The 12,965-nt window shown below is 53.2% G+C and carries 10 protein-coding genes; 5 read left to right on the top strand and 5 right to left on the bottom strand.

Annotation, left to right across the window (positions count from 1 at the left end):
• Positions 1-20 precede the first annotated feature (20 nt).
• From SFC07_RS09355 to SFC07_RS09345, 3 genes are read right to left on the bottom strand one after another with little or no spacing between them, the layout of a single operon-like run.
• Positions 21-779, bottom strand: a complete 759-nt coding sequence (locus tag SFC07_RS09355) for a multidrug ABC transporter permease (protein ID WP_411207976.1) — start codon at positions 777-779, stop codon at positions 21-23.
• Positions 780-1,727: an ABC transporter ATP-binding protein gene (locus SFC07_RS09350; RefSeq protein ID WP_411207974.1), complete on the bottom strand. Its 948-nt coding sequence runs from the start codon at positions 1,725-1,727 to the stop codon at positions 780-782.
• A gap of 4 nt (positions 1,728-1,731) precedes the next feature.
• Positions 1,732-2,259, bottom strand: a complete 528-nt coding sequence (locus tag SFC07_RS09345; protein ID WP_411207973.1) for an NUDIX domain-containing protein — start codon at positions 2,257-2,259, stop codon at positions 1,732-1,734.
• Between the two features lie 164 nt (positions 2,260-2,423).
• Here SFC07_RS09345 and SFC07_RS09340 point away from each other — a divergent pair, with 164 nt between their 5' ends.
• From SFC07_RS09340 to SFC07_RS09330, 3 genes are read left to right on the top strand one after another with little or no spacing between them, the layout of a single operon-like run.
• A complete protein-coding gene (locus SFC07_RS09340) occupies positions 2,424-4,046 on the top strand; it encodes a hypothetical protein (RefSeq protein ID WP_411207972.1) in 1,623 nt (540 codons plus the stop codon).
• A 1-nt stretch (position 4,047) separates the two neighbouring features.
• Positions 4,048-5,112, top strand: coding sequence for a glutamate ABC transporter substrate-binding protein (locus SFC07_RS09335; protein ID WP_411207971.1), 1,065 nt, complete (start codon positions 4,048-4,050; stop codon positions 5,110-5,112).
• Positions 5,096-7,696 carry a tetratricopeptide repeat protein gene (locus tag SFC07_RS09330; RefSeq protein ID WP_411207970.1) on the top strand — a complete coding sequence of 867 codons (2,601 nt, stop codon included), beginning with the start codon at positions 5,096-5,098 and terminating at the stop codon, positions 7,694-7,696. Before SFC07_RS09335 ends, SFC07_RS09330 begins: the two co-directional genes overlap by 17 nt.
• An 87-nt stretch (positions 7,697-7,783) precedes the next feature.
• Here SFC07_RS09330 and SFC07_RS09325 read toward each other — a convergent pair whose 3' ends face one another.
• Positions 7,784-8,977 (bottom strand): acetate kinase, encoded by a 1,194-nt coding sequence (locus SFC07_RS09325; RefSeq protein ID WP_411207969.1) that lies wholly within the window; start codon positions 8,975-8,977, stop codon positions 7,784-7,786.
• A gap of 2 nt (positions 8,978-8,979) precedes the next feature.
• Complete coding sequence (gene pta, locus SFC07_RS09320) at positions 8,980-10,362, bottom strand: phosphate acetyltransferase (protein WP_411207968.1); 1,383 nt, start codon at positions 10,360-10,362, stop codon at positions 8,980-8,982.
• Between the two features lie 476 nt (positions 10,363-10,838).
• Between pta and SFC07_RS09315 the strand changes: the two genes are divergently transcribed.
• Together SFC07_RS09315 and SFC07_RS09310 are read left to right on the top strand one after the other, a co-directional pair.
• Positions 10,839-12,206 (top strand): FAD-dependent oxidoreductase, encoded by a 1,368-nt coding sequence (locus SFC07_RS09315; protein ID WP_411207967.1) that lies wholly within the window; start codon positions 10,839-10,841, stop codon positions 12,204-12,206.
• Between the two features lie 127 nt (positions 12,207-12,333).
• Positions 12,334-12,882: a GNAT family N-acetyltransferase gene (locus SFC07_RS09310; protein WP_411207966.1), complete on the top strand. Its 549-nt coding sequence runs from the start codon at positions 12,334-12,336 to the stop codon at positions 12,880-12,882.
• Positions 12,883-12,965: the final 83 nt, after the last annotated feature.

Genomic DNA, 12,965 nt, shown 5'->3' with positions numbered 1-12,965 from the left:
ATCTCTTTTGTGATTTTGCTTTAAGCGTCGCGTTTTTCAAGCATGACAATGCCGAGGATAAAGAGCACCACTGCCCACGCGCCGAAATAGATTCCACCTTGGGCTGCGGACCAGCCAGGATCAGCGGACTGGTAGTCAGTGATGAAGGCATTAAAATTGCTAAATGGCCCGTATTTGGCAACAAACTCACCAATGCGAGGCAGTAGAGAGAGCAAGCTTTCCAGTGCAAAGTACCACACCAAAACTACTGCTACGGCGCCTGCCGTATGGCGCAAAAGCAGTGCGATGCCAGAGCAAAAAGTTACCAACAACGCAGCTGCCAGGGGATATTGCCACATAATTCGGCGGGCTTGGGGATCTTCCCACACCACCAATGTGGAACTTGCGGCATCAGAGGCAAAAGCCTTGGCCACATAAAAACACAAGATCGCGGTGATGAAAGTGAGCACCACGGCGATGACCAGGTAAAGCAGCCATTTAGCCACTGCTACCTGCCACCTTTTAGGGGTTGCAAGGAAAGTCTGCTGCTGGAAACCAAAACGGAACTCCGTGGTGTAGACCATGATGGCTTGGATCATCATGACCAAAAATCCCAGCAAATAGAGTCCAGAGACTGTGCTTCCGGCCAACAAGAAGATTGTGGCCAGGCTTTCGCCGGTGGCCAAGGAACCCATGAGTGCTGCATAGCCCAGACTAAAGACCAGCACTAAAAGGGTAGTCCAGATAAAAGATTTGGTGGTGGTGAGCTTGGTCCACTCAGAACGAAGAGTATTGAGCATTTATTTGTCCCCTTCTAGCTGGGTGTTATTCATGGTGGTGGCCTGATATTGCACTGCGTCTCCAGTGGTTTGCAAGAAGGCTTCTTCCAGCGAGGCGCGGTGTTCCGCCAATTCCAAAAGGGCAATGTGATTTTCAAAGGCAAGTTTGCCCACCTCATCAGAGCTGACATCGGGGATGACAAAGCTGGGGCGGTTGAGATCATCAAGCTCTTGGCTGAAGGTGATCCCGGCGCGCTTGAGGGTTACCGCTAGTTCAGCTGGTTCCAGGGTGCGCACGCGCACGGTGGTGGCGGAGTGACTGCGAATAAATTCAGCCATCGGCATATCTGCCACCAATTTGCCACGCCCAATCACAATGAGGTGTTCTGCGGTTTGAGCCATCTCAGATAAGAGGTGCGAGCTAATGAGCACAGTGCGACCCTGTGCCGCTAGGTTCTGCAGCAGGGTACGAACCCAGTGAATGCCTTCAGGGTCCAAGCCATTAACCGGCTCGTCCAAAATGAGATATTCCGGATTGCCCAGAAGTGCGGTTGCAAGCCCGAGGCGTTGGCCCATGCCGAGGGAAAAGCCACCGGTCTTTTTCTTAGCTACCGCGCTTAGCCCCACCAGTTCCAGGACCTCATCCACTCTTTTGGTGGAAATGCCATTAGCCTGGGCGATCCATTTGAGGTGGTCTTTGGCGGCGCGATTGGGGTGGGTGGCTTTGGCATCAAGCAAAGCACCAACCTTGGTGAGAGGATTTTTTAATTGACGATAAGGCTGGCCATCGATGGTGGCGCTGCCTGAGGTCGGAGTATCCAGGCCCAACATGCAGCGCATAGTGGTGGATTTGCCAGCGCCATTAGGACCGAGGAAACCTGTCACAATTCCGGGCTGCACATCAAAGCTCAGTCCATCAATTGCGCGGACCTGACCGTACTCTTTGCTGAGGTCTACAACATTGATCATTTACCTAGTGTGTCATAGCTAGCTCGCCTAAGAGATCACGCAGCTTAGGCCAAGCTTTTTCAAAGGCTGGCATCAGTGGCATGGAATCTACCTCTGACAGTGGAACCCAGCGCAGTTCTAGGGATTCGTTATTAGCGGTGGTGGGTAATTCCTGGCCGTCAACAGTGCGCGCAATAACTGTGGTGTAGCTCCACTCCCCTGGCAGCTCAGGGCGCTGCGGATCCTTGGGGAATGGGCCAGCAGTGACAAAAGACTTAAGGATCTCTACGTCGCTTGCTTTGATACCGGTTTCTTCCTCGGCTTCGCGCAAGGCTGCATCTTCAACTGTTTCATGGGAGTCGCGAGCGCCGCCCGGAAGTGCCCAGGTTCCGCCATTATTGGTCCAGTGTGCGCGGTGCTGCATCAGCAGCGACCATGAGTTCAATTCCGCCCCGGCTGGAGCTGCTAAAAGTAGAATTCCGGCAGCTCCGTTTTTACCCCACATTGCTGCGCCATTAGGGCCTGCAGCCCAACCATCGCCATCACCCTTCATATCGTCCACAATATGCTAGAAACCACGACCATTTTGTAATTTTTGCACTTTTGGGACTAAGTCACAGTGTTGGAATTCATTGAAGTTGCTCACTACTTTCACAGGGGGTGGAGGCACGCTATTCTAAAACAATGACCCGGGATGGAAATGGGGAGCACACACAAGTGTCAAGCTCAACACATGACGCTCACGGCTCCGGCATGCTCACACCGGATGAAAAGGCCCAGCCAGTTATTGTGGCTAATGAAAGCGATAAGCCAAAACGGCGAGGCTCCACCGAAAACCTTTTGCCACCTACGCCCATTCCAGCGCGTAAAAACCCGCGAGCGGCCCAAGGTGATTACGATATTGATAAAGCTGCTTCAGCTAATTCTGCGGATAGCTCCGTAGATGGCGCGGAGGATGCGGATGAGGAGCCCGATCATTGGCTTGATCCCATCACCACCAAGATGTCTACCAAGCGTGGCATTATCAATGCGATTATCCAGGAAAGCTTTGGACAGCCACTTTTTGTGATGCGCAAAGCGTGGGGTTTTATCACCACCTCCCCAGGCAAAATCACGCTGATGACAGTGGTCATTTCCTTAGCAATCATGGCTGCAGGTTATGCCATGTCAGTATCCTCTGATTCCCGCCAGGCGCGCCTTGATGAGCTAATTACCAATGCCGAGCCGGTCTCTTATAACGCACACGTGCTTTATACCTCGCTGTCGGTAGCAGACACCACCGCCACCACTGGTTTTGTCCAAGCTGGTGTGGAAAGCCCGACTAACCGGGTCAGATACAACACCGCCATTGATCGCGCGACCATTGCTGCTACTCACACTGCCGTGTCCACGGATTCCTCCGATGAACACCTCATGGAGTTGGTGTTGGAGATCCAGCGCCAGCTGCCCGTATATACCGGCCTGGTGGAAACCGCACGCACCAATAACCGCGCTGGAAACCCTGTCAGTGTGGCGTATATGGCTGAGGCAAGTGCCATGATGCGCAATGATATTCTGCCCAAGGCCTCTGAGCTTTATACCCTGACCAGTAGAAATGTGGCTGATCAGCAAGAAACAGTAAGCCGACCACAATGGATTCCACTCTCTGGGCTATTAGCTGCGATTTTGATGTTGTTGGTGGCGCAGTGGTGGTTAATGCGTAAAACTCGCAGGCGTATTAATAAGGGTTTTGCCTTTGCCACGGTGCTGATGCTCACGGCTACCCTCTGGGTATCTGCCGCTAACTGGGCTACCTGGCAGGCTGGAACTAAGGGCTTTGAGGAAGCCTCCGGTCCGCTTAATTCCATGACCACTGCTCGTATTTATGCCCAGCAAACCCGCACCACCGAGACCCTTTCACTGGTGCGCAGGCAATCCATCCAAGGTAGTGCTACTGGCTTTAATGCCACCAGTAATCAGATTAAAAAGGCTTTGGATGAATATGAAACCACGGCACAATCTCAAACCCCTGAGCACCAGGAAATGATTACGGCGACACGCAACTCCTTGGCCGAGTGGACTAGCGAGCATGATCGTTTTACCGCGCAGCTATCTTCCGGAAATTACAACGATGCGGTGGGCACCGTATTAGGAACTGATGGAGCTGGTCAAACCAGCTTTGATGATCTCGATGCAGCATTGGCTGAGTTGATTACCGGTTCCCGTGCCTCCATGCGTGCATATATTAAGAGCGGACTTGAGGCTACTGCCTTGGTATCGATTATGGTGCTCATCATGTCGATTGCTTCGGTGCTAGCTTTGTGGCTTGGTATTCGCCCCCGGCTGCAGGAGTACTTATAACATGGCTACATTCCGCAGCTCCCGCAATTCCCGTGGTGCTTCAAAGTTCCCCGGCCGCGCACCCCTGGCCATTTGTGCTGGAGTTTTATGCGCAACACTATTAGCGTCCTGTGCTGAACAACCAGTTGAAGAAACAGAAACACTCACAGCGCTCAACCCAGATGCAGGTCCACCTTTGCCACCCGAAGCAGAACTTGAGGAAGCCGGTTCGGTATCCCCTTTTATGGATTCTGACTTCAATTGGGAGGGCTCACTGCGGCCAGATGAGCTAACTCCCGAGGAGCGCATCCCCACTATCTTTAAGCGGGGCCGAATTATTGTCGGTGTGGATCAATCCCAAAACCTACTGAGTTTCCGCGATCCCGTCACCGGTGAGCTGCGTGGTTTTGAGGTGGAATTAGCCCGCGAGATTGCCCGAGATATTTTTGGCGATCCCAACCGCGTCGATTTCCGCTTTGTTGATACCACTGATCGTTTCCGCGCACTGGAGCGAGGTGACGTAGATATTGTCATTCGCTCTGTAGCTATTACCTCAGAACGCGCTAAGCAAGCGGAGTTCTCCACACCTTATTTCCGCACCCAGACCCGCCTTTTAACAATGGATTCCTCCGGGATTTCTGGAATCGCTGATCTAGCGGGACAAACTATTTGTGTGACCGAGGGTTCCACCGCTTTGCAAAGAGCTCGTGCAATAGCGCCAGCATCACCGATTCTTAAAACCCGCAATTGGTCTGATTGCCTGATGGCCCTGCAACAGCACCAAGCCCAGGTGATTTTGGGAGATGACGCCATTCTCTCCGGCATTGCAGCCCAAGATCCCTATACCCATATTTTGTCGCTATCGCTTTCCACTGAGTCCTATGGTGTAGCTGCAGCCCCCACCACTGCCGATAATGATTCCTCTGGCCTGATTCGGCAGGTGAATTCCACTATTGAAAGAATCCGTTCGGATTCCACCTGGTGGACAATGTTTAATACCTGGTTTGGCCCTTATTTAGCCACTTATGGTCCCCCACCACTGCAATATCGATCGGAGGAAGGTGAGCAAAATGCGCAAGCACAATGAGCCATCACCGCAGGAAGAACAACAGGATAATCCGCAGGTTTCCATCCAGGAATCTCCTGCCACTGAGGCTGTGAAATTTGATCCCTTCGCTGATGATGAAGCAGGCTCACCAGCCACCGAAGCTGTGCCTTATAACCCATTTGCCGACGAAGACGACGAAGATGAATTCGGCAATGGAGGTAATGCGGGCACTCCCGGCACGGAAGCAGTGAAATTTGATCCTTTTGCCGATGATGACGAGGATGACGAGGATTTTGCTGGTGAAGGCCTCGATTATCTGCTGCGAGACCTAGACCATCTGCGCGAAACCCATGGCCAATTAGTTCAGCCTAAAAACCCGGATCCCGGCACTGATCCGACCACGTCCACTCCAAGTGCTACCACCGCAGCCACCGCCGCATCTGCAAGCCCCCGCCGGCCTGTGGACCCGAGTGAGAGGAGCCGTCGACAAGCAATTTCTTTATTCCGCGAGCGTCGCGGTGTTAAGCGGGAATCGCGACTGGTTGCCGATGGCATGGTGGAATTGCCATTTATTACGCCCACCCCGGAAAATGAACTGCTCATTGATCCCAGCGCTAAGCGCAAACCGGGTATCGAACCCCCGCAGCTAAACCCTGGCGATATTGTGGCCGAGCAATATGAGGTGCTCGGTGTTATCGCGCACGGTGGTATGGGATGGATTTACCTGGCTAATGACAAAAATGTCTCCGGCCGCATTGTGGTGCTTAAGGGCATGATGTCCCAAACTTCGGTGCAGGATCAGGGCACCGCCGAAGCTGAGCGCGAATTTTTGGCCGATATTACCCACCCCGGCATTGTGAAGGCCTATAACTTTATTGATGATCCCCGCGTGCCCGGCGGCTTTATTGTCATGGAATATGTCAATGGTCCTTCACTTAAAGATCGCTGCAAGGCCGAACCCGATGGCGTGCTCAGCATTGATCTGGCCATTGGCTACATCATTGAACTACTGCCAGCCATGGACTACCTACACCAACGCGGCGTGGTCTACAACGATCTCAAGCCAGAGAACGTAATCGCCACCGAGGACCAAATTAAACTTATTGACCTCGGCGCCGTCACTGGTATCGGCGCTTTTGGATATATCTATGGCACCAAGGGTTTCCAGGCGCCGGAAGTTGCCACCGAAGGCCCCTCCATTGCCTCCGATATTTTCACCATTGGTCGCACCCTTGCTGCGCTGACCATGAAATTGCCGGTGGTTGATGGCGTCCTCGCACCGGGTATCCCCTCCCCCAGCGATGTGCCTTTGCTGCGCCGCCACCTGTCTTTCTACCGGCTGCTGCAAAGAGCTACCTCACCTGATCCCAAAAAACGTTTTAGCTCAGTGGCGGAACTGCGCACCCAGCTCTTTGGTGTGCTGCGTGAAATTTTAGCGGTGCGTGATGGCCGACAATTCCCTGCTCAGCACTCACTTTTCTCCCCACAGCGCAGTACCTTTGGCACCAAACACCTGGTTTTTCGCACCGATAAACTCATTGACGGCATCGAGCGCCAAGTCCGCATTACCTCCCCCGAGGTGGTCTCGGCGCTGCCGGTGCCACTGATTGACCGTACCGACGCCGGCGCGCGCATGCTCTCAGGTTCCTCCTATGCTGAGCCCTCGGAAATCTTGGAAACCCTGCGCAACGCCATGGAGGATGAGCAGTACCGCGAATCCATTGAAATCCCGCTCGGCGTCGTGCGCGCCCTGCTTGACCTCGGCTTTACCATCGAAGCGCGAGCCTGGCTAGAAACCCTAGAAGAGCGGCTGGGCAATGACTGGCGCCATCAGTGGTTTTCAGGCATCACCCATTTGCTTCTCGACGACTACCCGCGCGCACAGGTTTATTTCAATGCCGTGCTAAACATCCTCCCGGGCGAAGCAGCGCCCAAACTGGCGATGGCTGCCGTTGATGAGCTGCTGTTGCAGCAAATGGGCGAGGAAAATAACGCCCTCCTCACCCCGGAGATCGCCACTGCCACCGCAACTCTGGGCACTGACTTTGAGGATCTTGATCCTTCTGCCTTTGCAGCTCTTAGTGATACCTGGTCCCATATCACCCATGATCCACAGGTGCTGCGCTTCCATACGCTGCGTCTTTATGCTCTGGTGTGGGCAACCAACCCCACCACGGTGTCCTCTGCCTTTGGACTAGCCCGCCAGCTTATGGCTGAAAACCAAATTGAGATGGCGGTGCAATCCTTGGATAAATTATCTCAATCCTCAACACACCACCGCATGGCAGTACTCACCACGATCTTGCTGCTGGTGAGCTCCCAGTTAAGTGAATCCAGAATCCGCCGTGCAGCCCGCCGACTTTCGGAGATTCCGACCAATGAGCCACGCTTTAACCAGATTAAAATTGCGGTGCTATCTGCCGGTTTGTCTTGGCTGCGCGATAGCAAACTAAAGGCCTCTGCCTCGGATAATCCGCTTTTTGAATATCCATTTTCCCAGCGTGGTTTGCGTTCTGGAATTGCCGAGGCGCTGCGTTTCCAAGCGCGTTCAGCTCCTTTTGCTAAACACCGCTATGCGCTGGTTGATATGGCAAATTCAGTGCGCCCGCTGACCTGGTTCTAGATCACTGAATCCACCGATAAAGAAATGGACCCGAGGCCTTAAACCTCGGGTCCATCGCATTTCAAATGACGCAGCTTTTTAGGCTATTTAGGCGAATTTCACGGCATAGCGTGCAATTGCCAGCTCTTCATTGGTTGGAATGACATAAACCTTAATTTTGGAGTCGTCAGTAGAAATCAGACGTGGGCCATCATTAGGCAGGTCATTGCGCTCGGGATCAATGTTGATGCCATACATTTCCAGATCAGCCAGGGCATCGGCGCGCACAAACTTAGCGTTTTCGCCAACACCGGCGGTGAAGACGATAATGTCCACACGACCGAGAGCGATCATATAGGAGCCCAGGTAACGGCGCAGCTGGTGGATGTAAACGTTATAGGCACTCCAGGCATCCTGATCGCCATCTTCAATCATTTGGCGCAGTTCGCGGAAGTCATTAACTCCGGAAAGCCCCTTCACACCTGACTTTTTATTCATCAGGTTGTCAATCTCATCAATGCTCATTCCAGCATTGCGAGCCAGGTGGAAAACCACACCCGGATCAATATCACCGGTACGGGTACCCATGACCAGGCCAGCTAGTGGGGTCATACCCATGGAGGTATCAACTGCACGTCCGCCTTCAACGGCAGCCATGGAGGCACCATTGCCCAAGTGGCAGGTAATGACATTGATGTCCTTAGCAGGCTTATCCAAAATTTCCGCAGCGCGCTGGGAAACATACTCATGGGAAGTGCCGTGGAAACCATAACGGCGCACACCATACTTAGCAGCCACTTCACTGTTAATGGCATAAAGTGCTGCAGCCGGTGGCAGGGAGTGGAAGAAGCCGGTATCAAAAACGGCAACATGTGGCACGTCAGGCAAGATCTTGCGGGCAACCTCAATGCCATCAATATTGGCTGGGTTGTGCAGTGGTGCCAGCGGGATGAGATCGCGGATCATCTCCACAATTTCATCGGTAATAAGTTCCGGCGCTGAGAAGAGGATTCCGCCGTGTACCACGCGGTGTCCCACAGCAACGATGTCCACCTGGGAGGGGCCACAGTTGTGCTTTTCCATGAGTTCGAAGGAAAGCTCCAAACCAGCTGAGTGATCTGGAATAGGTGCTTCCAACACATGCTTTTCACCAGCTACTTTGAGCACAATGCGACCAACTGGCTCACCAATCTGCTCTACCAAGCCCGATACAAAAGGCTCGTCGGTGGCGTGATCTTCAGGGTTGACCAGCTGAAATTTAATGGATGAGGATCCGGAGTTAAGAACCAATGCTAAGGCCATGATCAGCGCCCTCCTGCCTGAATAGCGGTAATTGCAACAGTGTTTACGATATCTGGCACGGTGGCGCCACGGGAAAGATCATTAACGGGCTTATTCAAACCCTGCAAAATTGGGCCGACAGCAAGTGCATGGCCGGTACGCTGGGCCGTCTTGTAGCCAATATTGCCGGCTTCAAGGTCAGGGAAAATAAAGACATTGGCACGGCCCGCAACCTCAGAATCAGGCATCTTCTTCTTCGCTACACCTGCGTCAACAGCGGCATCAAATTGCAGCGGGCCATCAACTTTGAGCTCTGGGTCAAGGCGCTTAGCCTCTGCCAAAGCCTCGATGGCGCGGTCCACATCTGGGCCGGTGCCGGAGTTGCCGGTGGAATAAGAAAGGATGGCCACGCGCGGATCGATACCGAATTGAGCTGCGGTTTTAGCAGATACTACGGCGATTTCACCAAGCTGGGCAGCAGTTGGGTTGGGGTTAACGGCGCAGTCACCAAAAGCCCACAAACGGTCGCGCAGAACCATGAGGAAGATGGAGGACACCACTGAAGCTTCGGGAACAGTCTTAATGATCTGGAAGCTGGGCTTAATGGTGTGGGCAGTGGTGTGTGCAGCGCCAGAAACCATTCCATCGGCGTCGCCATTGTGAACCATCATGGTGCCGTAATAGGAAATATCTTTAAGCGTCTCACGCGCCTCTTCCAAGGTGATGCCCTTGGATTTACGCAGCTCATAGAATTGCTGCGCGTACTCATCCAACTTCTTGTCAGTTAGTGGATTAACAATATAGGCAGTCTTGAGGTGCAGCCCCAACTCGGTGGCGCGCTCATTGATGGTCGCTGGGTCACCCAAAATGGTGAGCTCACAAATATCTTGTTCCAAAAGCTGATGCGCTGCCATCAAAATGCGGTCATCATCGCCCTCTGGCAGCACAATGTGTGCACGTTCCTGGCGTGCACGCTTAAGCAGCCAGTTTTCAAAAAGCTCAGCGCTCATAACTGGCTCGAGGTCAGCATTGTTGCGCACCGCGCTGCGCAAACGCTCTGGCTGAGCAGGCTGATCAGCACTAAAAGCCGCCGCGACTACCGCACCGGCATTGCCCGCCTGCACGCGTGCCAGGGATACATGCTTTCCAAGCTTGTCGACGAGTAACAGCAGCGGGACTCCAAGTGCTGCGGCTACTTGCGCATCGAAAAAGGTATTGCCCGCGCCTACAATGAGAGCTGGACCTGCTGCAAGGAGGTCAGCGCTTAAGACTTTGGAAAGTTCTAATTCCTCTTCAGGCAGGTGGACAAGCCGCACGTCAAGATCTGCCGCCAAAGCGTTGAGATCAAATCCTTCAAAGCTGCGGTTAACCGTAGTAATAAGGGCTGAGGTTGGGGTGTCAGACATTTGTCGCCTTTCTTAGCTCCACCTGAACTTCGACGAACTTCCAGTGCAGGTATATGCGGTTCAACACATTGTGGGAAGTGTTGTGATTCTTTACATATTCTAGCGCTCTAACTCGCCCTGCACAGTGGGCTTGGAAAACTTTTCTTCCCCCGCGCCAAGCTGCACTTTTAAAATTTGTCCTGAGCTGCACTAACTAGAAATTAACAAAAAACAGAACGTGCCTTATACAAGTTGCGAAGCCGTCTTTGCAAAGTTTCTCCACTCGTCGAAAAGCATTTTACCCCCTACGCACCGCTGTGGCGGTGCACTGTGCGGCACACCCAGGCCACCTTTATATGCCCAAGGTGGCCAAGTCGACCCCGTCGCTATCTTTATTAGTCTGTACTAAGCACGTAACATAGTGGGTTGATAGCTCTACCCTTAGCTTTTTTCAATCGTTCATTCACGTTCACCATGAATAAGGAAAAATACTTTTTATGTCTCGCACTTTGCGCGTCGCAGTTGTAGGCGCAGGCCCCGCTGGAATTTATGCATCTGACCTCCTGATGAAGTCTGGCCAGGATGTTCAGATTGATCTTTTCGAGCGTATGCCCGCACCTTTTGGTCTGATCCGCTACGGTGTCGCTCCCGACCATCCTCGCATTAAGGGCATTGTTAAGTCCCTGCACAATGTTTTGGATAAAGAGCAGCTCCGTTTCCTCGGCAACGTGGAAATTGGCAAGGACGTCACTGTGGAAGAACTGCGCGAGTTCTATGACGCAATTGTGTTCTCCACCGGCGCTACCGGCGACCAGGATCTCCGCGTTCCCGGCTCCGACCTGGAAGGCTCCTATGGCGCTGGCGAATTTGTGGGCTTCTACGACGGCAACCCAAACTTTGAACGCAGCTGGGATCTGACCGCTGAAAAGGTAGCCGTTATTGGTGTGGGCAACGTTGCATTGGACGTTGCTCGTATTCTGGCAAAGACCGGCGATGAGCTGCTGGTTACTGAAATCCCAGACAATGTTTATGAGAGCCTGTCCAAGAACCAAGCCAAGGAAGTTCACGTTTTCGGACGCCGCGGACCTGCTCAGGCTAAGTTCACCCCACTTGAGCTGAAGGAACTTGACCACTCCGACACCATTGAAGTTGTGGTTAACCCTGAAGATATCGACTATGACGCAGCTTCTGAGACCGCACGCCGCGAGTCCAAGTCCCAGGACCTGGTCTGCCAGACCCTCGAGCAGTACGCAATGCGCGATCCTAAGGGTGCTCCACACAAGCTCTTTATCCACTTCTTCGAGTCCCCAGTGGAGATCCTCGGCGAGGATGGCAAGGTGGTAGGCATCAAGACCGAGCGCACCCAGCTTGATGGCAACGGCGGCGTCACCGGCACCGGCGAGTTCACCACCTGGGATGTTCAGGCTGTATACCGCGCTGTTGGTTACCGCTCCGATGCTGTTAATGATGTTCCTTTTGATGCACAGCGCGCTGTTATCCCTAACGATGGCGGCCACGTAATCAATCCTGAAACCGGCGAGCCAATCACCGGCCTTTACGCCACCGGCTGGATCAAGCGTGGACCAATTGGCCTGATCGGCAACACCAAGTCCGACGCCAAGGAAACCACCGAGATGCTGCTTGCCGATTTCGAAAACGGCACCTTGCCTGCTCCTGCACAGCCAGAGACCGAAGCAATCCTCAGCTTCCTCGATGGTCGCGACATCGCCTACACCACCTGGGATGGTTGGCACCTGCTCGATGCTGCTGAGCGCGCACTTGGCGAGCCAGAAGGCCGCGAACGCAAGAAGATCGTGGAATGGGATGAGATGGTTCACCACGCTCGTTCCACCCAGAACAGCTAAAACCCCTGTTTAAAGGCACTGCTATCAGCTGATATGCAGTGCTTTTTGAGTATGTCCTTAGTGAATATTCGGTGAAAGATAGCTCACTTAGTGGGGGAATTGCCATGCGGCAGGCTAATCTTTTCTCATGACCCGATACTTCGCTGTTTCCAACCTTCTAGAACTAAGTTCCCTAGAGGTACACAAGCTGTACAAGCTTCGTGTTGATATTTTCGTACACGAGCAAGCCACCCCGTATGCGGAAATCGATGATATCGATGCTGCACCTACCACCAATCACATCCTGGCTTGGCAGCGCCACGAATCCCTCCCTTCCACATTGGAAGGCTGTGCGCGACTCATTCCCACCACCGTTGCCGAACTTTCTGCTTATACCGGGGTAAAGATGGAGCTTGACGACGCCGCCCCGCTCTCACAACTCGGCCGCCTAGCGGTGACCAAGGCCGAACGTGGCACCGGACTTGCCACTGAGCTTATGCACAATGTTTTGCGTCTCGCCTATGAGCAGTACCCTGAGCGCGACGTAGTCCTTACCGCCCAGGTTCCACTGGTCGATTTTTATAAGGACTTTGGTTTCAGCGCCTGTGGCCCTGAGTATTCCGATACCGGCGTAGCCCATCTTCCGATGGTGCTCAAGGCTGCTGAACTTGATAAATTTGCTGATCTCAAGGCTTAAAGCTTTTTGAGATTCACTGCTTCAGACCTCTATTTCCCTGGTGGAGATAGAGGTTTTGTTGTTTCTAATCCTTGTTGAGCTAT

It is taken from the genome of Corynebacterium callunae (assembly GCF_046592015.1).
Lineage (GTDB): Bacteria > Actinomycetota > Actinomycetes > Mycobacteriales > Mycobacteriaceae > Corynebacterium > Corynebacterium callunae_A.
This window is presented reverse-complemented; position numbering and strand designations above follow the sequence as displayed.

Excerpts from the sequence above, each read along its gene's own strand:
- SFC07_RS09355 (WP_411207976.1), bottom strand. The coding sequence starts at position 779 with ATGCTCAATACTCTTCGTTCTGAGTGGACCAAGCTCACCACCACCAAA.
- SFC07_RS09350 (WP_411207974.1), bottom strand. The coding sequence starts at position 1,727 with ATGATCAATGTTGTAGACCTCAGCAAAGAGTACGGTCAGGTCCGCGCA.
- SFC07_RS09345 (WP_411207973.1), bottom strand. The coding sequence starts at position 2,259 with ATGAAGGGTGATGGCGATGGTTGGGCTGCAGGCCCTAATGGCGCAGCA.
- SFC07_RS09335 (WP_411207971.1), top strand. The coding sequence starts at position 4,048 with ATGGCTACATTCCGCAGCTCCCGCAATTCCCGTGGTGCTTCAAAGTTC.
- SFC07_RS09330 (WP_411207970.1), top strand. The coding sequence starts at position 5,096 with ATGCGCAAGCACAATGAGCCATCACCGCAGGAAGAACAACAGGATAAT.
- SFC07_RS09325 (WP_411207969.1), bottom strand. The coding sequence starts at position 8,977 with ATGGCCTTAGCATTGGTTCTTAACTCCGGATCCTCATCCATTAAATTT.
- pta (WP_411207968.1), bottom strand. The coding sequence starts at position 10,362 with ATGTCTGACACCCCAACCTCAGCCCTTATTACTACGGTTAACCGCAGC.
- SFC07_RS09315 (WP_411207967.1), top strand. The coding sequence starts at position 10,839 with ATGTCTCGCACTTTGCGCGTCGCAGTTGTAGGCGCAGGCCCCGCTGGA.
- SFC07_RS09310 (WP_411207966.1), top strand. The coding sequence starts at position 12,334 with ATGACCCGATACTTCGCTGTTTCCAACCTTCTAGAACTAAGTTCCCTA.